This window comes from Streptodolium elevatio (assembly GCF_040649515.1).
GTDB classification, from domain to species: Bacteria; Actinomycetota; Actinomycetes; order Streptomycetales; family Streptomycetaceae; genus Yinghuangia; species Yinghuangia elevatio.
Window position 1 is genome coordinate 1 of the sequence record NZ_JBEZFP010000097.1, and the last position, 19,527, is coordinate 19,527.

The 19,527-nt window shown below is 70.9% G+C and carries 14 protein-coding genes; 8 read left to right on the plus strand and 6 right to left on the minus strand.

Going from position 1 to position 19,527, the window contains the following annotated elements; all coding sequences use genetic code 11:
- Positions 1-206: 206 nt before the first annotated feature.
- Positions 207-1,559, minus strand: a complete 1,353-nt coding sequence (locus AB0C36_RS29795; protein WP_358359962.1) for a ricin-type beta-trefoil lectin domain protein — start codon at positions 1,557-1,559, stop codon at positions 207-209.
- 276 nt (positions 1,560-1,835) lie between these two features.
- On the opposite strand from AB0C36_RS29795, the gene AB0C36_RS29800 reads away from it, so the two are divergent.
- From AB0C36_RS29800 to AB0C36_RS29825, 6 genes are all read left to right on the plus strand, one after another.
- Positions 1,836-2,759, plus strand: coding sequence for an SPFH domain-containing protein (locus AB0C36_RS29800; protein ID WP_358359965.1), 924 nt, complete (start codon positions 1,836-1,838; stop codon positions 2,757-2,759).
- Between the two features lie 11 nt (positions 2,760-2,770).
- Positions 2,771-3,070, plus strand: a complete 300-nt coding sequence (locus AB0C36_RS29805; RefSeq protein ID WP_358359967.1) for a type II toxin-antitoxin system antitoxin — start codon at positions 2,771-2,773, stop codon at positions 3,068-3,070.
- Positions 3,071-3,284: 214 nt separating this feature from the next.
- On the plus strand, positions 3,285-3,941 hold the full coding sequence (locus AB0C36_RS29810; protein ID WP_358359970.1) for a GOLPH3/VPS74 family protein: 657 nt from the start codon (positions 3,285-3,287) through the stop codon (positions 3,939-3,941).
- 248 nt (positions 3,942-4,189) lie between these two features.
- Entirely contained in the window at positions 4,190-4,804 is a 615-nt protein-coding gene (locus AB0C36_RS29815; RefSeq protein ID WP_358359973.1) for a SurA N-terminal domain-containing protein, read from the plus strand.
- Positions 4,805-4,961: 157 nt separating this feature from the next.
- The gene (locus AB0C36_RS29820) at positions 4,962-5,834 is read left to right on the plus strand and encodes a hypothetical protein (protein WP_358359975.1); all 873 of its coding nucleotides are present in this window, start codon (positions 4,962-4,964) and stop codon (positions 5,832-5,834) included.
- A 35-nt stretch (positions 5,835-5,869) separates the two neighbouring features.
- Positions 5,870-6,964: a nucleoside triphosphate pyrophosphohydrolase gene (locus AB0C36_RS29825; RefSeq protein ID WP_358359978.1), complete on the plus strand. Its 1,095-nt coding sequence runs from the start codon at positions 5,870-5,872 to the stop codon at positions 6,962-6,964.
- A gap of 63 nt (positions 6,965-7,027) precedes the next feature.
- Here AB0C36_RS29825 and AB0C36_RS29830 read toward each other — a convergent pair whose 3' ends face one another.
- Entirely contained in the window at positions 7,028-9,004 is a 1,977-nt protein-coding gene (locus tag AB0C36_RS29830) for an NAD(P)-binding protein (RefSeq protein ID WP_358359980.1), read from the minus strand.
- Between the two features lie 342 nt (positions 9,005-9,346).
- Positions 9,347-11,062: an MFS transporter gene (locus AB0C36_RS29835; RefSeq protein ID WP_358359981.1), complete on the minus strand. Its 1,716-nt coding sequence runs from the start codon at positions 11,060-11,062 to the stop codon at positions 9,347-9,349.
- A gap of 306 nt (positions 11,063-11,368) precedes the next feature.
- On the opposite strand from AB0C36_RS29835, the gene AB0C36_RS29840 reads away from it, so the two are divergent.
- Entirely contained in the window at positions 11,369-15,076 is a 3,708-nt protein-coding gene (locus AB0C36_RS29840; protein WP_358359983.1) for a helix-turn-helix domain-containing protein, read from the plus strand.
- A 141-nt stretch (positions 15,077-15,217) separates the two neighbouring features.
- On the plus strand, positions 15,218-15,472 hold the full coding sequence (locus tag AB0C36_RS29845; RefSeq protein WP_358359986.1) for a hypothetical protein: 255 nt from the start codon (positions 15,218-15,220) through the stop codon (positions 15,470-15,472).
- A 2-nt stretch (positions 15,473-15,474) separates the two neighbouring features.
- Here AB0C36_RS29845 and AB0C36_RS29850 read toward each other — a convergent pair whose 3' ends face one another.
- From AB0C36_RS29850 to AB0C36_RS29860, 3 genes are all read right to left on the minus strand, one after another.
- Positions 15,475-17,130, minus strand: coding sequence for a glycoside hydrolase family 13 protein (locus AB0C36_RS29850; protein WP_358359989.1), 1,656 nt, complete (start codon positions 17,128-17,130; stop codon positions 15,475-15,477).
- Positions 17,131-17,467: 337 nt separating this feature from the next.
- A complete protein-coding gene (locus tag AB0C36_RS29855; protein ID WP_358359992.1) occupies positions 17,468-18,361 on the minus strand; it encodes a carbohydrate ABC transporter permease in 894 nt (297 codons plus the stop codon).
- Between the two features lie 14 nt (positions 18,362-18,375).
- Entirely contained in the window at positions 18,376-19,335 is a 960-nt protein-coding gene (locus AB0C36_RS29860) for a carbohydrate ABC transporter permease (protein ID WP_358359994.1), read from the minus strand.
- Positions 19,336-19,527: the final 192 nt, after the last annotated feature.

Here is a 19,527-nt window from a genome sequence, read left to right on the forward strand (position 1 = left end):
GCGATGAGCGTCACCGGGGTCAGCCAGTTCACGAACGCGTCGTTCAGGACGAACAGCCCGCCCGCGAAAACCGATCCGAACGCCAGCACGATTCCCTACGCGGTCCTGCCGGGTTTTCGGTCCGGCCGGGCTACTTGGTCCCGCCGGGCTTCCTCGGCCTGCTCGGCTTCTCTGCCCGACTGGGTGCGCCGGCAGGCTCTGTTGGCCTACTGCGCCCGCACGGTCCACTTCTGGTTGGCCTTGGTGTGCGGCGCCCAGAGTTGTACGGCGGTGCCGTTCGTGGTCTTGCTGCCGGCCACGTCGAGAACCTTGCCGGTACCGGCGTTGACGATGCGGTTCGCGCTGTCGATGCGCCACTTCTGCGCCGCGGTGCCGTTGCAGGTGTGCAGTTGGATCTTGTTGCCGTTCACGTTGCGCTGGGAGTAGTTGTCGAGGCACTTGCCCAGCGCGGTGATGGTGCCGTCTTTGTTGAAGATCCACTTCTGGGCCCACGAGCCGTTGCACTGCCACAGCTGGATCCGCGTGCCGTCGGCCGACTTGCCCTGCGTCGCGTCCAGGCACTTGCCGCCGATCCCGACGACGCTGCCCTGCGTCGGCACCGGCGCCCCACCGCCGCGGGCGATGGTGCGCAGGCCCTGGAGGTCGAACTGCTGCACGTACCGTCCGGCCGCGCGGTCCTGGTAGGCCTTGGACGGGCGGCACATGACCGGCAGTTGGCCCGCGTCCGTGCCCTTGGCGCAGTCGCTCGCCGCCTCGCTCCGGTTCGCGTGCGAGAGCCCCATCGCGTGGCCCAGTTCGTGGGTCACCAGATTCTTCAGGCCCGCGGTGCCCATGGCGGCCGAGGCGTTGCCCGCGGCGTCGAAGTGCTCGGTGTTGATCCAGACGTGGCCGCTCAGGTGCACCCGGTTGGCGTCCCAGCGGTTGAAGCCGCAGCTGAAGCCGGAGGCGCCCGTTCCGTCGGAGACGCCCACGTACTTCGACGAGATACCGGTGCCGCTGACGTACTTGCAGGGGCGGTTGTACAGGTTGACCAGCACCTCGCCGACCTGCAGCTGGTACGCGGCGCCGACCGGTGTGGTGTCGACGCTGAAGCGGAGCCCGGTGATCTGCGCCAACTGGCCCGCGATCGAATCGATCTGGGGGCGCAGCCAGTTCACCGCCCGCTGGTCGCGGAACTTGATGGTGTAGCCGTTCGGCTGGTACGCGACGGGCCCGCTGGACTTCCAGCCCTCGCCCGAGGGCGGCGTCACGGGGGCCGCGGCCTGCGCGGCCGCGGCGGCGGCGCCGGCCGGGGCCGGCGCCGGGCCCGCGCCGGGCTTCGCCGCGGAGGCGTCCGATTCCGAGGGGTTGTACTCGGGCTCGTGCAGCGCCTCGGGGTCGCCGGGGGCTTCCGTCGCGGCCGGAGTCGGCTCGGCGTACACCGCGGCGGGCGCTGAACCCCCGTCGCCCTGGAGCGCGTTCGCCCCCTGGATGCCCCCGAAGATCGCCAGGGCGCTGATGGCCGCGATCAACGCCGTACGGCGCGGTCGCAGCGACGGGCTTGCATGTTTTGCGCGCACCGGTGAGTGGGTCCCTCCGAGTCCGGGGCGCATCTCGCCGGCGCCTGGTCCGGCGCCGAGGCTAAGGGGGCGTCGGGGGGTGGGAGCTAGCCAGTCGGCGCGGCGGCCGCCCGCGGTTTTCGGCCAGGAGTGCGGGAACCGGCGCTGTCCTGCGCCGACGGCCGCGGCGCGTACCCGTACGGCGGGCCGCCCGGGCAAGTCGAGGGATGTCCCTCACGCAAAAAGTGATATCACTTTGCTAACCTGATGGTGTCAGGTCGACGAGTGGAGGACACCATGGCCGAAACGGCTCCCGAGATCACGGTGGAGATGCCCGCGCCGCAAGTGCGCGAGCGGCTGGTGCAGGGCGCGGGCGGGTTTCCCGCCCTCGGCGTGGGGTTCCTCGCGCTCGCGCTGTCCGTGGTGCTCTTCTTCGTCAGCGCGACGGTGCACGGCGGCTCGCGGGCGGGCCTCATCGCCCTCGGCGTCGTCATCGCGATCGGTTCGCTCGTCGGCTTGTGTGGGCTGACCACGATCGCCCCCGGGCAGGCCCGGGTCGTCCAACTCTTCGGCCATTACAAGGGGACCGTGCGGCACGAGGGCCTGCGGTGGGTCAACCCGCTGACCGACCGCACCCGGATCTCGACCCGCATCCGGAACCTGGAGACGCAGACCGCCAAGGTCAACGACTTCGACGGCAGCCCGATCGAGATCGCCGCCGTCGTGGTGTGGCAGGTGCAGGACACCGCGCAGGCGATGTTCGAGGTCGACGACTTCGAGGAGTTCGTGGCGATCCAGACCGAGACCGCGGTGCGGCACATCGCCAACAGCTACCCGTACGACAACCACAACACCGAGGGCTTCTCGCTGCGCGACAACGCCGACGAGATCACCGCCAAGTTGTCGGCGGAGATCGGCGTACGCGTCGAGGCGGCCGGCGTGCGGGTGATCGAGTCGCGCATCACGAGACTTGCGTACGCCCCTGAGATCGCCCAGGCCATGCTGCGCCGCCAGCAGGCGGGCGCGGTGGTCGCCGCCCGTACCCGGATCGTCGAGGGCGCGGTCGGCATGGTCGAGCTCGCGCTCAACCGCCTGGAGGAACAGCAGCTCGTCGAACTCGACGACGAGCGCCGTGCCGCGATGGTCAGCAACCTGCTAGTCGTGCTGTGCAGCGAGCAGGCCACGCAACCGGTGATCAACTCCGGTTCGCTGTACCAATAGCCTCGGCGCCGATGAGCGAGCGCAAGAAGATCCTGCTCCGCCTGGACCCCGCCGTGCACGACGCGGTGGCCCGCTGGGCGGCCGACGAACTGCGCAGTACCAATGCCCAGATCGAGTTCCTGCTGCGCCGGGCCCTGGGCGACGCGGGCCGCATGCCCGGCGACGCCGGCCGCCCGGTGCGGCGCGGCAGGCCGCCGAGGCGGCGTGAGGGGGAGGGGGACGACGGTGTCGCTCGAGACGATGCTCGCGGTGCTGGCGACGGTGACGGCGGCGCTGGCGACGATGGCGGTGTCGAACCGGAACCCGGCTGACGGTGACCCCGAGGACGGTGCCGCGGACCGCGCTGAGGCGGCCGACCGGACCGCGTCCACGGCCGCGTCCACGGCGACGGCCACGGCGACCGTGATGGCCATGACAGCGGCGATGACCAAGGCGGTGGTCTTGGGGACGACCGCGGCCGCCGCAACGGCCTCCGCGACCACAACCGGACCGAGAGTGCGAACCAGGGCAGGAGGGTGACCCACCATGGAACCGCAGGACGATGTATCCCTCGTACACCGGGTGTTCCTCCTGGCGTACCGGCCTGAGCGGCAGCGGCTGGCCGGCGGCCAGCACATGGGCCTCGCACTCAATGCCGCGGCGCTGCAAGGGCTCCTCGACGCCGGCTTCCTCGCCGACGAGGGCGGCCGGGTGCGGGTGGCCGCGTCGCGCGGGGCGGTGCCGGACGGGGCGCTGGAGGCCGACGTGTTCGCCCGGGTCGTCGCGTCCGACCGGTCCCGGTCGTGGCGGCACTGGGTGAAGAAGTCCGCCGCCTTCGCGGTCGGCACGGTACGCACCGAACTCGCCCGCTCACGCGTCCTCCGCGTCGAGAAGACCCGGGTGCTGCTGGTCTTCCCCTACCACTCGGTCGCCCTGCGTCAGCCGCGCATGCGGACCGCGGCCCTGGCCGGCGTACGCGACGCGCTGCGGGCCACGCAGCCGGCGTCCCGCGTACCCCGCTGCCAGGCCGCGACGACGGTCCTCGTGCACATCGCCGAGATGAACACGGTGATGTCGGGCCGCGAGCGCCGCGCGGCGCGCGGCCGGGTCGACGAACTCGCCGCCGGCCTCGGCCCGGTGCCGGAGGCGCTGCGCAAGGCCGTGCGCGACGCGAAGGCGACGTCGTCCGGCGGAGGCGGCTGACCACGCCGCGTCGAGGGCCGATCACACTGCTCACACCGCTGATCACGGCGGCTGATCGCTCCGCGGCCCTTGATGACCGCTGCCGACCCGTGTAAGACCGAACTCGACCGACGACAAGATCCGCGACGGCACGGCGCGAACTTGGCAAAGATCCAAGTATCGCGGCGTGCCCGCCCGTATCTTTGGTCGTTGGTCATGGGTCACACGCAGTGCCGTCGTACAAGCGCCATCGAACCCTGGGAGTTCGTGTGAGTCGCACGTCGCGTTCCGTCCCCACGCTCGCTCTCGCCGCCTTGCTCGCGGGCTTCGCCCTCACCGGCTGCGCCGACTCGAAGGCGGGCGCCGCCGCGGTGGTCGACGGCGAACGCATCGACATCTCCACACTGAACTCCCGCGTCGAGAAGGCCGCGGACGCCCGGGAGAGCGTCGGCGCCGCCCCGGTTCCGGGCGTCACGGCGTCGCAGGAGGAACTGGTCCTGCTGCTCCAGACCAAGGTCCTGGACGAGGCCGCGGAGCGCAGCGGCATCGTGGTCACGCCGACCGACATCGCCGAGCAGAAGAACGAGTGGCTGGCCCAGAACAGGGGCGTGCCGATCGAGGAGTCGCTCGCGGAGAAGGGCGTGCCGGCCTCGGGCGTGGACGCCTTCACCCGGTCCCAGATCATCATCGAGCGGCTCATCGCCAAGAACGGCAACGCCGGCGCGGACAAGATCTACACCGAGACCGCCGAGTCGATGGAGATCACCGTGAACCCCCGGTACGGCAAGTGGGACGTCGCCGAAGGCCTCGTTCCGGTGGCCTACAAGTGGCTGACGCCGGACAACATCGCCGGGACCGCGGGCACGGGGGCCGCCGGCGCGTAGCGCCCGCCCCAGCGGTCGGGGGCCGGGGGCGCTTTGGCAGGATGATCGCCCCGATCCCGCCTGTCCGAGGAAGCCGGCCTTGACCCGATCCCGCACCGCCCGTCCCGCCGCCTTGGGGGCCGCCTTGGGCACCGCCCGTCGCGCCGGTCGCCACACTGTGCGTCGCACTGCCCGTCGTACGGCGGTCGCGCTCCTGCCGCTCGCGCTCTTCGCCGCGACGGCGTGTTCGTCGGGCGCTGCCGGAGGCGTCGCGGATGCCGCTGACACGGTCGGCGGGTCAGGCGGGTCAGGCGGCTCGGGCAGGTCCGGTGCCGCTTCGGCGCCCGCGGGCGGCCCGGCGACCCCGACGCCCGCCCGGACCGGTGCGGGCTCCGCCGCGGAGTCGCCCAGGAGCGGTCAGTTCGCGTACCTGACCGACGAGCAGCTCCGCACCGCCCTGGTGCCCGAGAGCGCGCTGCCCTCGGGGTGGACGGTGATCGGCGGCGCCGATGACGACGACCGCGGCGACGGTGGTGACGGCGGCGACACGTCGGACAAGCCGGAGTGCGACGCGATCGACGAGATGTTGTCGCCGGGGAACGCCGAGTCGGTGACCGCCAAGGGCAAGGCGTCGGTGATCGCCATGGACACGCCCGGCGGCGGCAAGGCGTACGCCATCGTCGGCGTCAACCTGGCATCGTTCGCCGCCGGCGACGCCGAGAAGCTCCTCGGACAAACCGAGCAACTGCTGCCGCGTTGCGCGGACGTGCGGCGGACCTCGTCCGACGGTCAGGCCTTCAGTAGCGGCTACGTCAAGCAAAAGTCCCCCGCCCTCGGCGACCAGGCGCTGGCCTTGTCGCAGACGACGCGCACAGCGGACGGTCGGGCGTGGGTGCACGGCATCGTCGCGGTGCGCGTCGGGACGACCCTGGTCGAGGCCACGTACGTCAACCTCACCGGTCCCGACGTCGTCCTGCCCGACGAGGAACTGGTGCGCATGCAGGTGGAGCGCGTGCGGGCCGTCCTGGCCGGCGAGACCCCGCGCGACTGAGCCCGCCCGTCCCGGGGACCCCTTACGGTGATCCCGTGAGCGAGCAACAGAGCGGTGTGCCGCAGAACCGGCTGATCCTCCTGACGGGCACCCACCGGGTGGCCCCCGGCCTGCTGAGCTGGCCCGCGTGGCAGGTGCTGCGCGAGACGTCGGCGGCGAGCGGGGGACAGGTGCTGACCGGGGAGGCGACGCATCCCCAACTGCCGTACGTGCGCGACGCCGGAGTCGACGTGACGGTGGTCGTTGACGACGACCAGGGCGCCGCCGCGCCGCAGGTGCTCGCCCGGCGCCTGCTCGCGGACGCGCGGACGGGTCCCGTCGTCTGGCTGGCCGGCTCGGACGGCGACCCCGAGCTCGGCGCGGCACTCGGCGCGGTCGCGGCCGGCGGTACGCAGGCGCTCCCGGCCATCGAGGTGGTGCCCGGTTCGTGGGACCTGCCGGGCTCGCGGCTCCTCGACCTGGTCGCGGTGATGGACCGGCTGCGCTCGCCGGGCGGATGCCCGTGGGACGCGAAGCAGACGCACCAGTCGCTGGTGCGCTACCTGGTCGAGGAGGCGTACGAACTCGTCGACGCCATCGACTCCGGTGACCGCGCCCATCTGCGCGAGGAGTTGGGCGACGTGCTGTTCCAAGTCGCCTTCCACGCCCGGGTGGCCGAGGAGGACCCCGAGGACCCGTTCACGATCGACGACGTCGCGGGGGAGATCGTGGCCAAGCTGATGCGGCGTCATCCGCATGTGTTCGCCGACGTCGTGGCGGAGAGCGCGGAGCACGTGGAGCGCAACTGGGACGAGCTGAAGGCCGCCGAGAAGTCCGGGCGCGAGTCGGTCGTGGACGGCATCCCGCTCGGCCAGCCCGCACTGTCCCTCGCCGGCAAGGTGATCGCGCGCAGCAGGCGTGCCGGATTCGACGTGCCGGTACCGGGATCCGTCACGGTGCCGGAGCACGTGGACGACGACTCGGTCGGCGAACTGCTCCTCGCCGCCACCCAGTTGGCCGCGACGCACGGCGTCGACGCGGAAACGGCGCTGCGCGCGGCCGCGTTGCGGCACCGGGACGCGGTCCGGGCGGCAGAGGCCGCGGCGGCTGCGAGGTCCGCGGAGCCCGGGGAGTCCGCGGCACAGGAGTGACGGCGGGCGGGGCCGTCTGCGGCATGTGCCGCGGACGGCCCCGCCTTTCCGGGAGACGGCAGGTCAGAGCAGGTGCCGCACCGCGCGGTAGGCGGCGTCGAACGCGGCGTGCGTGTAGCCGAAGGCCTCGGCGTCGGAGTTTGCGATCGCGATGCGACCGACCGGGCGGCGGGCTTTGGCGTACGGCCGCTGCTCCTCCGGCCCGAACAGCGCCGGATCGTCGAGGGAGTTGTACTCGTACGCGTAGCCGTGCGCCCACCGGTTCACGGTGATGGCGGTGATGTCCCGGCCGGGGTCGAAGCCGTACGACCCGAGCGCGCGGGTCATCGAGTCGCGGATCTCCCGCTCGAAGTCCTCGAAAGGCATGCGGATCAGCGTCCGGCGGCCCGCCTTGTGCTGGTCACGGCACTTGAGCCCGGGCGAGTTCGGGGTCGCGGACAACGAGATCACGGTGGGCAGTTCGGGCTGGTGCGGCATCGTGAAGTCGCCGATGTCGGTGACGGTCGGCAGGCCGAAGCTGCTGAAGAAGCGGGTCGGCGTGCTGACGTTGCGCACCCGCGCGGCGGCGAAGGCGCGCCAGTCGCGCAGCGCGACGCGTGTGTAGACGAGCGGGACCTTGACGCCGTACCGCATGGCCTCGATCTGGTCGGCCTTCAACTCGGGCATGACGTAGGACGCCACCGAGTTCCAGCACGCCATCACGACGCCCTTGGTGCGGACCCGGTAGCTCCGGCCGCCCTGGGAGTAGCTGACGACGGCGCCGCGGCGTCCGTCGTTGCGGACGTCGAACGCCGTGCTGGACAGCCGGATGCGGACGTCGGAGTCCGGGTGGTCGAGGCGGTCGTACCGGGCGTGCGCGGTGGGGATCTTCCGCCAGTCGAGCCGGTTCTCCTCGAACGCGTGCGGGACGAGCTTGTTCACCAGCAGGCGCGCCACCGAGGCATTGCCCTCGGGGAAGTAGAAGTTGCCGTCCTCGTCGGTCTCCGCGAGATGCATCAGCGGGGTGAACCCGGCACCCGGCCACGGCGTGTGCGCCAGGTTGAGACCGCCGAAGCCGGGCTGCCCGGTGGCCCAGGCGTCGGCCGAGGAGACCCGGTCGACGTCCACGCCCCACAGGCCGTTGGTGCCGCGCCGCATGACCGCGAGCGCGTCGTCGTCCATGCCGATCTTCTCGCGCAGGTACGTCTCGTATGGCGTACGGGCGAGGATCTCCTTCTTCTGGGCGTCCGTCAGGCCCGGGTAGAAGTCCTCGGTGGTGCTGTAGAGGCGGACCAGTGCGGCCTTGCTCGCCGCGCTCATCGGGAGCTTCTGCGCGAACGACGCCCAGGACTCGCCGGATTCGCGGATGACGAGCTGGTCCTTGCCCCAGCGCTCGGAGTTGAACAGCGTCGCGCTGCGCAGCCCGTACGGCGTGTACGCGTCGCTCTTGACCGTCGCCTCAAGGCCCTTCAGGTCGATGCCGAGGTCCTTGGTCACCAGGTCGTATGCCGCGCGGTTCCAGGTGCTCGGGGTGTCCAGGTTGACAGTGCCGCCGTTCGACAGCAGCATCGTGCGGCCCACGTGGAACTCGTTGCGGCGGGCGTGGCCGCCGAAGTCGTCGAGCGCGTCGAGGATCAGGATGCGGGCCCGGGAGCCGGCCGCCTTGCGGTAGAAGTGCGCCGCGGCCAGGCCGCTGAGGCCGCCGCCGACCACGACCAGGTCGTACGTCTCACGCAGTTCGGTGATGCGGCCGGGCGTGAAGGCTCCGTCGCGGACGGCGTGGGCGACGTCGTACGCACCGGCCTGCTGGCCGCGCAGGCCGGTCTGGGTCGGCGGGTAGGGCTTGCCGGAACCGCCGTTGCCGCCGTGGCCGTTGCCGCCGCCGTTCCCGGGGCCGCCGTTTCCGGGGCGGCCGTGCGAGCCTCCGGACGAGGCCGACGCGACGCTCGGGAACGCGGCGGAGGCGGCCACCACGGCGGCGCTGAGGGCCACGCCGTCCAGGAAGTCCCGGCGGGTGATCTTCCGGTCCATCCCGAGTTCGCGGTCGCTGAATCTGGACATGCATAACCCCCAGAAGGGAATGTGCTGATTCCGAAGCTGGATTGCCTGTTCGGGATGGTATCCAGTTGGTCATCGGACAATGAAGAACGAAATCAATTGTCTAATGAGCAATATTCTGCGGATTTAGTTGTCGCTGAGTTGTCGATCCGACAGTGCGGCGTAGCCGGAAAGATAGGTGGAAACGCGGCATTCCGCCGCAAGGTCCAGGGGTACGAGTCGGGCCAGAGGCCCGAAAAGCGGGACTGCGGAATCTGCGCCCGGACGGCGCCCATCGCGCGTAGACGGCACAGGTATCCGAAGGTCCCCAGGCACGCCCGGGGACCGGATCGGAGCTTCCGCGCGTCAACCCACGTGTACGCCCTCGTGGTGTTCGATGCGCCTGGGCAGGGCCAGGATCAGGACGGACACCAGGACCATGCCCCCCGCGACGCCGTACAGCGTGCGCTGGAACGAGCGGGCGAAGTCGGTCGCCCCCGCCTCGCGCCCTGCCTTCTCCACCGCCTGCAGCACGTTGTCCCGCACGGGCTGCGGGAGTTGGCGCAGCGGGGCATCATCGCACGACGCGGGGACGACGGCGGGGTCCTGCTCCTCGGTGCGGTCCCGCACGCAGTCGCGGAAGCCCGCGACCATTTGGTCCTGCGCGGGCCCGTGGATGCCCGCCGCCGCCAGGTCGCGCCGCAACTGCGGTGCGGCGGACGACGCTGCGGGCCCGGCCTGTGCGGTGAGGAGACCGAAGAAGATCACACCGACCACCGCGATGCCGATCGCGTTGCCGAGCTGGTTGACCGCGTTGAGCACGCCGGACGCCGACCCCGCGTCCTTCTCCGCGACGCCCGACAGCACGGTGTCGGCGAGCGGCGGGAGCAGCAGCCCCATGCCCAGGCCCGCGACCACCAGAGGGACCAGCATCTGCCACGCGGATATGCCGGTGCCGAAGTGGTCGACGGCCCACGCGTACACGAGCATGCCGACGGCCATCACCACCGCGCCGAGGCTCAGCACGTGGCGGCCGAGCCGGGGCACCAGGAACTGGATCGACAGCCCCGCCGCGACCGAGACGCCGAGCGAGAACGGAACGCCCGCAAGACCCGCGTGCAGCGGCTTCCAGCCGAGCCCGAGCTGCTGGTAGAGGCTCCACGTGAGGAAGAACGCCGCCATGCAGCCCTGGAACAGCAGCAGCACCAGCATGCCCGCGGAGAACGAACGGGCCTTGAACAAACCCAGTTCGACCAGGGGTGAGCCGTCGCGGCGGGTCTTGACGCGCTCGTACGCGACGAACACCGCGAAGAGCGGCAGGGATCCGGCCATCAGCGCGAACGTCCACCACGGCCAGTCCAGTTCGCGGCCCTGCACCAGCGGGAAGACGAGCATGAGCAGCGCCGTCGTAATGAGGCCGACACCGACAAGGTCCAGCTTGAGCGCGTGCGGCGCCTTGGACTCGCGTACGTACACCAGCGTCGCGACGATGCCGAGGATCCCCACCGGGATGTTCACCAGGAAGATCGGCCGCCAGCCCCAGCCGAACACGTCGGCCTCGATGAGGAGTCCGCCCACGATGGGGCCGCTGATCGCGGCCATGCCCGCGATGGCGCCGTACATCCCGAAGACCTTGCCGCGCTCGGACGGCGGGAAGGTGACGTGCACGATGGCGAGGATCTGCGGCACCATGATCGCCGCCATGAGGCCCTGGAACGCCCTTGCCCCGACGAGCATTCCGGGCCCGGTCGCGATGCCGCACAGCAGCGACGCGACGGTGAACCCCGTCATGCCGATCAGGAACAGGCGTCGGCGTCCGAAGATGTCCCCAAGCCGCCCGCCGGTGATCAGAACGACCGCGAAGGAGAGCGCGTACGCCGCCACGATCCACTGGATGGACGCGTAGCTCGCCCCCAGCTCGTCCTGGATCGCCGGGATCGCGACGTTGACGATCGTGACGTCCAGCAGATCCATGAACCCCGCGGTGAGCACGACCGCGAGCGCGATCCACCGCCGCCGGTCGAGTTCCGGCTCTTCCTCGCCCCCGCCGTGGTCCGCCGCCTTCTCGATGGTGTCGGCCATGCTGCCTCCCCGTTGCACGAACCTCCGCGTGCTTGATTGTGCCAATCACCTTGTGAACGGATTCACGCGGGGTGCCCAGCGGTAACAGCGTTGGCATTCCTACTGGTTGGTCGCCCTCTGTCGTGCAGTGCGCTTCCGACGAGGCGCCTTCCCGCCCAACGCCGAGGTCGAGTTCCCCGCGTCGCGCTATCCCCGGAGCGCGGCACACCGTAAGAGGCTTGAAATGCCCCATTCGCTCGCCGGATGATCGGGAGCTGTCAAGTGCGGTCGAGGGGAGTACGCAGGGCACAGCCAAGCGGGGGTGACATGGCCGGGGAGAACGAGCCCAACCCCTGGATAGCCGCAGGCCAAGCCGCCCACGACCGCGCCGTCCGCACCCAGGACCAGGCCATCGAGACCCAGGACCAGGGCGTCGCCACCCAGGACGAGGCGGTGGGCACACAGGATCAGGTTGCCGACCGAGAGGCACCACCGAACAACCTCCGTGCCGCCCGAGGCCATTTGACGCAACAGCAACTGTCCGACCGGTCGGGTGTGCCCCGCGACCAGATCGGCAGGATCGAAACCGGCGCGCGACGCGCCTCCCCGACAACGGCACAGGCCTTGGCCGACGCACTGGGAACCACGCCGGAAGCGCTGGCCCTCAACGAGAAGCGCGAGCACCCGGTTGCGACCGCCCGCAAGGCCGCTGGCCTGACCCAGCGGGGACTCGCCGAACGGACTGGCCTCAACCAGGCAACCATCGCGGCACTGGAAAGCGGCGGCCAGGAATATCTACGGCTCGACAACGCCCACCGTGTGGCGTCGGCGTTGTCGACGGACATCAGGAGCCTGGGCCTTCTGCCCGACGGCCTGCATCCGGTGGCCGAACGACGTTGGGAAGAGGGCCTGACGGCTTCGCAGGTCGCCGAGCGGGCGGGCGTTTCCCGATCTCACCTCAACCACATCGAATCCGGTGCGAAGTCTGCCTCGCCCGCGACCGCGGAGGCACTGGCGAGCGTCCTGGGCAGCACCCCGGAAGCCCTGGGATTCATGTCCGACCCGTCGGCGGCCGCGCCTACCCATCCGGTGGCGGTATCCCGTCTCGCCGCCGGGATGACGCCGACCGAGCTCGCGGAACGGGCCAACGTCAGTCCCTCCTACATCAGCCGCATCGAGAGCGGACAGATGACGCACCCGCGCATCGGACCCGCACACGCCATTGCCGCCGCCCTGGGCACCGACGTCAGAACGCTGGGTTTCATCCCCGCGGAACTCCATCCGCTGGCCGAACGCCGGTGGGAGCGCGGATTCACCCAGGAACAGCTCGCTGAGGCGTCGGGCATCGCACGGTCGGTGGTGGCACGCATCGAGGACGGCCGGAAGCAACCGGACGCCGAGACGCTTGCGGCCTTGGGAGCGGTCCTCGACGGTGATCAGCCTCCGCAGCCCAAGGCACCTCGGGCGGAAGCCCGGCCGTCCAAGACAGTCCGCGCTTCCGCGCCTGCGCCCGAGCCCGAGCCGCAACGCATGGTCACGGTCTCCGAACTGGCGGACTCCGCCCTCCGGCGCGAGCGCGAGGCCCTGGGCATGTCGCGGGCGGCACTGGCCGAGGCTGCCGGAGTGAGCAAGGAGGCGATTGCGGGGATCGAGACAGGGAGGACCAGGGAACCCTGGCATGCGACCGTGCGGTCGCTCCAGTCGGCCCTGATCGCCAACGGCGCGGACTTCGTGGCCGAACCGGACTTCGACCTGCAGGGCGCGCGAGAGGCACTGGGGGTGTCAGGCCCGCAACTGGCGGAGCGTGCGGGCATAGCGAGGACCACGCTCCGCGAGATCGAAGTGAACGGTCAGCGCCCCACCGTTCAGGTGATGGACGCGCTGCGTGCGGCGGTGGACGACTTCGCGAGCAACACCGCGCCGGGCATCCGTGAGCAGCGTGAGCAACTTGGTCTGACTCAGATACAGCTGGCGACGCGCGCCGGGATCCAGCGACAGACCCTTGCGGGCCTGGAATCGGGCGAACTCCAAAGCCAGCACATCACTCGTCGCGCGGTGGAGGACGCATTGTCGACCGCCAGGGACGAGCTCGGAGGGGACCCGAACTTCGACGTGGCTGCCGAACGCCACGCATTGGGGCTGACGCAGGGCGAGCTCGCCGGTCGTGCGGGAGTGATCAGCAATGCCGTGTCGGAGCTCGAACGAGGGGAAACAACGCGGGACTTCGATCTCCGCGTGGCGGTGCGACGAGCGCTGGACGAGGTTGCCGCGGAAGGAGGAGAAGCTGCGGGCCGACTCGACTTCGACGTCGCGGAGATGAGATCCCACCTCGGGCTCACCCAGACGGCCCTGGCGGAAAGAGCCGGTGTGCACGAGCACACCGTGGCCAACGCCGAGACGGGGAAGTACGAGCGTCCCGCCCGCGCGACCGTCGAAGGGATCCGTACGGCAATCGCGGATGTGGTCACCGAGATCACCGCCGAACGGAACTTCGATCCGGCGCCGGTGCGTGAGGCGTTCGGCCTGACGGTCGATCAACTGGCCGCGCGGTCGGGCATCGGGGCCGAGACGATCCGGGCGATCGAGCGTGGGGACAGGGCGACGCCTCGTGCCCAGACGATGACCGCCTTGCGCACCGCCCTTGCGGACGTGGCGAACGATTTCGCGAACGGCCGAAGCCCGGACTTGCCGCCGGACGAGCCTTCGGTCCGGGTAAGTGTGGAGGAGTACAGCGAGGTCCGCCGCGACCGGGAGGTCGGCGACCTGACGGTCGAGGAGTTGGCGGAGCTGTCGGGTGTGCCCGTCGCGGTAATCAATCGCATCGAGGCCGAGCCGGACTACCAGCCGGGTGAGGCGGTGATGCGGGCACTGCGCGAGGGGTTCAACCAGGCCGACGTGATCCGCTACGCCGAGGGGGGTACGCCTGACGGGCCGTCGGCCGACGCGGAGGCCACGAAGCCGGCCGCGGAGGCCACGAACCCGGCCGGAGAGGTCCCCGCATCTGTAGTGGAGGGGCGCGTCTCGGTGCCGGTGGGACCGCTTCGGGTGGAGGTGCCGGATGCGCCGGCGCGGCCGGAGCTTCCCGCTGCTCCGCCGCTTCCTCCGCATCTGACGCGACTGGGGGAGCAGGCCGCCTACTTCGATGCCAGCATGCGCGGTTTTCCGGCCGGTCGGGAGGCCGGTGCCGCCGCGGCGGCCGCGGCGGAGGTGCCGTGGGGACAGGAAGCTGGGAACGCGGGCCGGGCACCCGTGCTGAGTGTCGACCACGGCGGCGAGCGGCTTGCCGAGGCGCGGCGTACGGCTTCCGAGAACGATGTCGGGGCTGACGAACAGGTCGGCGTCGACTGGGAGGCGGAGGCTCCGCTCACCGCTCCGGTGGGAGCGGCCGACGCGGCCCGGGGAGCCGATGCCCTTCGGGAGGCCACCTTTTCGCCGACCGGGCCGGGGAGCGGGCTGACCGCCGCAGAGGTCCACCAGCAGCGGTTCGAGCAGTCCGCGTGGGACGGTTTCCAGCAGGGGTGGACCCAGACGATGGCCGAACGGGCTTTGCTGGAGGCCCGGAACCGTCCGGAACTCGCCGCGCCGGATGTCACACCGGACTTGCACGCCGACGCGCTTGCCGCGATCGGCCACGCCCCGGGCGGTACGCCGCCGCAGGCCGCTCCCGCCGCCGGGTTGGAAGCGCGACGCGGGGCCGAAGCCGAGACGGGCGGCGAACCGGGAGGGGCTGCGCGGCCGGGGACGGCTTCGGGCGAGCGTGGTGTCGACGATCCCGCTCCGCGCCCGGGAGCGCCTGGCCCTGAGACGTCAGGCTCTGATCCCGCACCGGAACCGGCGCCGCAGGTGGGGATGTCGGGCCCGGCGGGGCCGGTTTCGGGTGCGGACCCGGCCATCCTCGGGCTGTCGACGGCTGCTACGCGTTCGACGGCTGCCCCCGAGCAATCGGTCGCCGAGTCGGAGCCCGCCCCGGCGCCGACGCCCGCGCCCGAGCTCTCCACGAGTCCCGCGCTGGAGCGAGAGCAGAGCAAGGAGTAGTGCCGCCTGCGCCGCGTCCCGCGCGGAGCGCACCCGTGTGCGCTCCTCTGTGCTTCCGAACGCCCTGCGCCGGGCGTTACCCAGGGCGCCGGCCGCCGTTGGGGTGGGTGGTGGTGCCAACTCCCTTCTGGAGGACCGAAGATGATCAAGCGCGGCAGGGTGGGGCTTGGCAGGGTGGGCGCGCTTGCGGGCGCCGTGGCGGCCGTCGGGGTCGCGTTGCCCGGGACGGCGGCCGCGGTGAGCGCGGACGGCGGGGACATCGAGGGCGTCACCGTATGGCGCGCGCCGGGGCAGATCGAGACGTTGACGGGGGACGTGTGGACGATGCGCGGCTGCGCGTACGGTCTCTTTCCGCCGCACGTCGCGATGTCCTGCCGCTACCAGGTGACCACCTGAACTCACACGCGGAGCCACGCCGCGGTGTCGGTGGGCAGGGCCCCGTCCTCGGCAAGCGGACCGCTCGTCACCAAAACGTCGGTGTGCGGCGGTAGTTCGACCGCGTCCAGGCCGAAGTTGACGACGCAGGCGAAGCCGTCACCGCGCCGGAAGGCCAAGGTGTCCGGGGCAGCGTCCGGCAGCCAGTCCAACTCGCCGTCACCCAAAGCCGGTTCGGCCCGGCGCAGCCGGATCGCGGTGCGGTAGAGCTCCAGCATCGAGTCCGGATCGCCGTCCTGTGCCTCCGCGGTACGCGACGCCCAGTCGTCCGGCTGCGGCAGCCAAGGCTCCGACTCGGCGCCGGCCGGGCTGAAGCCGTACGGCGGCGCGTCGCCCGACCACGGCAGCGGCACCCGGCAGCCGTCCCGTCCCGGCGAGACCCCGCCGGAGCGCAGTGCCATCGGGTCCTGCAACTTCTCCACGGGGATGTCCTCCACCTCCGGCAGGCCCAACTCCTCGCCCTGGTAGATGTATACGGCGCCGGGGAGGGCGAGGGTGAGCAGCGCGGCGGCGCGGGCCCGGCGGGTGCCGAGGTCGAGGTCGGTCGGAACGCCGCGGGCCTTGGCGGCGAACCCGAAGGAGGTGTCCGCCCGGCCGTAGCGGGTCACCGTACGCGTGACGTCGTGGTTGGCGAGCACCCACGTCGCGGGGGCGGCCACCGGGGCGTGCGCGGCGAGCGTCCCGTCGATCGAGGCCTTCAGGCGGGCGGGTTCCCACGGGCAGGTGAGGAAGTCGAAGTTGAAAGCGGTGTGCAGTTCGTCGGGCCGCAGGTAGCGCGCGAAGCGCTCGGTGTCGGGCAGCCAGATCTCGCCGATCAGCACCCTCCGGTCCGGGTAGGAGTCGGCGATGTGCCGCCACGCGCGGTAGATGTCGTGCAGGCCGTCGCGGTCGATGTAGGGGTGCGTGCCGCCGTTCGGTACCGCCTCGGGGGCGAGGTCCGGCAGGGCGGGGTCCTTCTCGAGGAGCGCCGCCGAGTCGATGCGTACGCCGGACGCGCCGCGGTCGAACCAGAACCGCAGGACGTCCTCGTGCTCCTCGCGTACCGCCGGATGCGCCCAGTTCAGGTCGGGCTGCCGGGAGTCGAAGAGGTTGAGGTACCAGTCGCCGGGGGTGCCGTCCGGGTTGGTGGTACGGGTCCAAGCAGAGCCATGGAACTCGGATATCCAGTTGTTGGGCGGGAGTTCGCCGTCGGCCCCGCGGCCGGGGCGGAACCAGAACAACTCCCTTTCGGCCGCGGCGGGGTCGGCGACCGCCGCACGGAACCAGGGGTGTTCGCTGGAGATGTGGTTGGGCACGATGTCGACGATGGTCCGGATGCCCAGTTCCAGGGCGTCGGCGATCAGCTTCTCCGCGCCGCCCAGGGTGCCGAACTCCGGTGCCACGCCGCGGTAGTCGGCCACGTCGTAGCCCCCGTCCGCCATCGGGGACGGGTACCACGGGTTGAACCAGAGTGCGTCGACGCCGAGTTCCGCCAGGTACGGCAGCTTCTCCCGGACGCCGGCCAGGTCCCCCGTACCGTCGCCGTCCGCGTCGGCGAAGCTGCGCGGATAGACCTGGTAGATCACCGCGCTGCGCCACCACGGGGTCTCCGGTGCGTTCTGCGGGCCGTGCTCTGCCACGTCGTGTGTCCTTTCTGGCTGTACGGCTTTCGGCTGTGCGGACCGCGGACATGCCGCGGTGGGGTCGGCGTTCGCCGGGCGTGCGTCCGCCGGCGTGCGATTGCCGGGTACGCGCCGGGTATACGCGCCGGATGTGCGTGCACCAGGTGCGCGCTCGTACGGGCGATGCGCTCGCGTCGGGGTGGGCGCTTGCCGGTTAAGCGCTTCCCGGTAAGCGCCTGCCGGTAAGCGCCTGCCGGTAAGCGTTTGCCGATTCGCGCCCGCCGGTTAGCGCCTGCCGGTTAGCGCCTGCCGGGTGTCCGGCGGCCGACCCGGTGGGGCGGATGGCGCCGCCCGGCTACTCCTTCACGCTGCCCGCGCTGATCCCCGCGATGATGTGCCGCTGGAACACCAGGAAGACGGCGACCATCGGGATGCTCGCGATCACCATCGCCGCGATGAGGTACGTCAGCGGGAGGCTCGCCGACAGCTGCACGAGCGCGACGCTGACCGGCTGCTTGTCGGTGTCCGGGTAGACCAGCAGCGGCCACAGGAAGTCCTGCCAGACCGCGACGACCGCGAAGATCGACACTACCCCCAGGACCGGCCGTGACATGGGCAGGACGATGTACCAGAGCCGCCGCAGCGGGCCGGCGCCGTCGATGGCGGCGGCTTCCAGGACGTCGTTGGGGAGTTGGTCGAAGAACCGCTTGAGCAGGTACAGGTTGAAGGCGTTGGCGACGGACGGCAGCCAGATCGCCCACGGGGTGTTGAGCAGGTTGGTGCCGATGACGGGGACGTCCACCGCGGTGAGGTACTTCGGAACCAGCAGCGCGGACGCCGGGACCATCAGGGTGGCCAGGATGGCGCCCAGGATGATCTGGCCGAACACCGGCTTGAGTTTGGACAGCGCGTACGCCGCCGCGGTGCACAGCACGATCTGGAACAGCCAGGCCCCGCCGGCCTGGAGCACGGTGTTCTTGATGACGCCGGCGAGGTCCATCCGGCGCCAGGCCTCGGAGTAGTTGTCCGGGTGCCATTCGTTCGGTACGTAGGTGGGCGGGCTCTGGAGCAGTTCGTCGGGGGACTTGAAGGCCCCGGTCACCATCCAGTAGATGGGGAACAGGAACGCGAACGTGAATCCCGCGACTGTCAGGGTGAAGACGGTCCAGTAGATCGTGCGTCCGCGTCGGCTGCGCAGCCGCATCGGCGAGACGAGTGTGCGCACGTGTGCGGTCTCTTTGGTGGCCATCGCCGTCTCTCCCCTCAGCCTTGGTTCCGGGTCAGCCGCAGGTAGAGCGCGGAGAAGGCGGCGAGGAAGGCCAGCAGGAGCACGCTCAGCGCGCAGGCGCTTCCGTAGTTGTTGTAGACGAACGCGTACTTGTAGACGAGGTAGAGCACGGTGATCGTGGAATCCCCGGGCCCGCCGCCGGTGATGATGAACGGCTCGACGAACACCTGCATGGTGGCGATGATCTGAAGCAGCATCAGCATCAGGATCACGAAGCGGGTCTGCGGGATGGTGACGTGCCGGATGCGCTGCCACAGGTTGGCGCCGTCGAGTTCGGCGGCCTCGTACAGCTCGCCCGGTATGCCCTGCAGCGCGGCGAGGTAGATGAGCACCGTGCCGCCCATGTTCGCCCAGGTGGCGACGAGCACGAGCGAGATCATGGCGGTGTCCTCGCCGTTGGTCCAGTTCGAGGTCGGCAGGTGGACGGCTCTGAGGAGTTCGTTGAACAACCCCGGGCCGGGGTCGAAGAACCACTGCCACATGAGCGCCGTGACGACCGGCGGGATCATCACCGGCAGGTAGACCGCGAGCCGGAAGAACGCCCTGGCGTGCCGCATCTCGTTGATCAGCAGCGCGAGCAGGAACGGCACGACGAACCCGATGAGCAGGGCCAGCAGCGTGAACTGGACGGTGTTGCGCCACGCGGCGCCGAACTCGGGGTCGCGGAAGACCGTGGTGAAGTTGTCGAAGCCCACCCACTCGGTCTTTTCGGCGCCGTCCTGGCCGCCGGTGCGCTGGAAGGCCAGCTGGATCGCGCGGATCGCGGGGTACCACGAGAAGAGCGCGAAGCAGATGAGGCCGCCGGCGAGGAACGCGTACGCCGTCAGGTTGTCGGTGACCTTGCGGCGCAGGTTCCCGGGCGGCCGAGCGCCGGGCGGGGCGGGAGCCCCGGTGGGGCTCTTCGGCTTCCGGGGCGCACCGACGGTGCTGGTCATGGCGTGCACTCCCTCGATGCGGCGACGGACGGACTCGGCGAGGCGGCCGAATGACTCGGCGAGGCGACGGACTTGCTCGGCGAGGTAAAGGACGGTCTCGGAAAAGCGGCGGACAGACTTGGCAACGCGGCGGACGGGCGGGTGGACCGGGGGCGCGGCGGGCTCCCCGGTCCACCCGTGGTCGGCGGCACC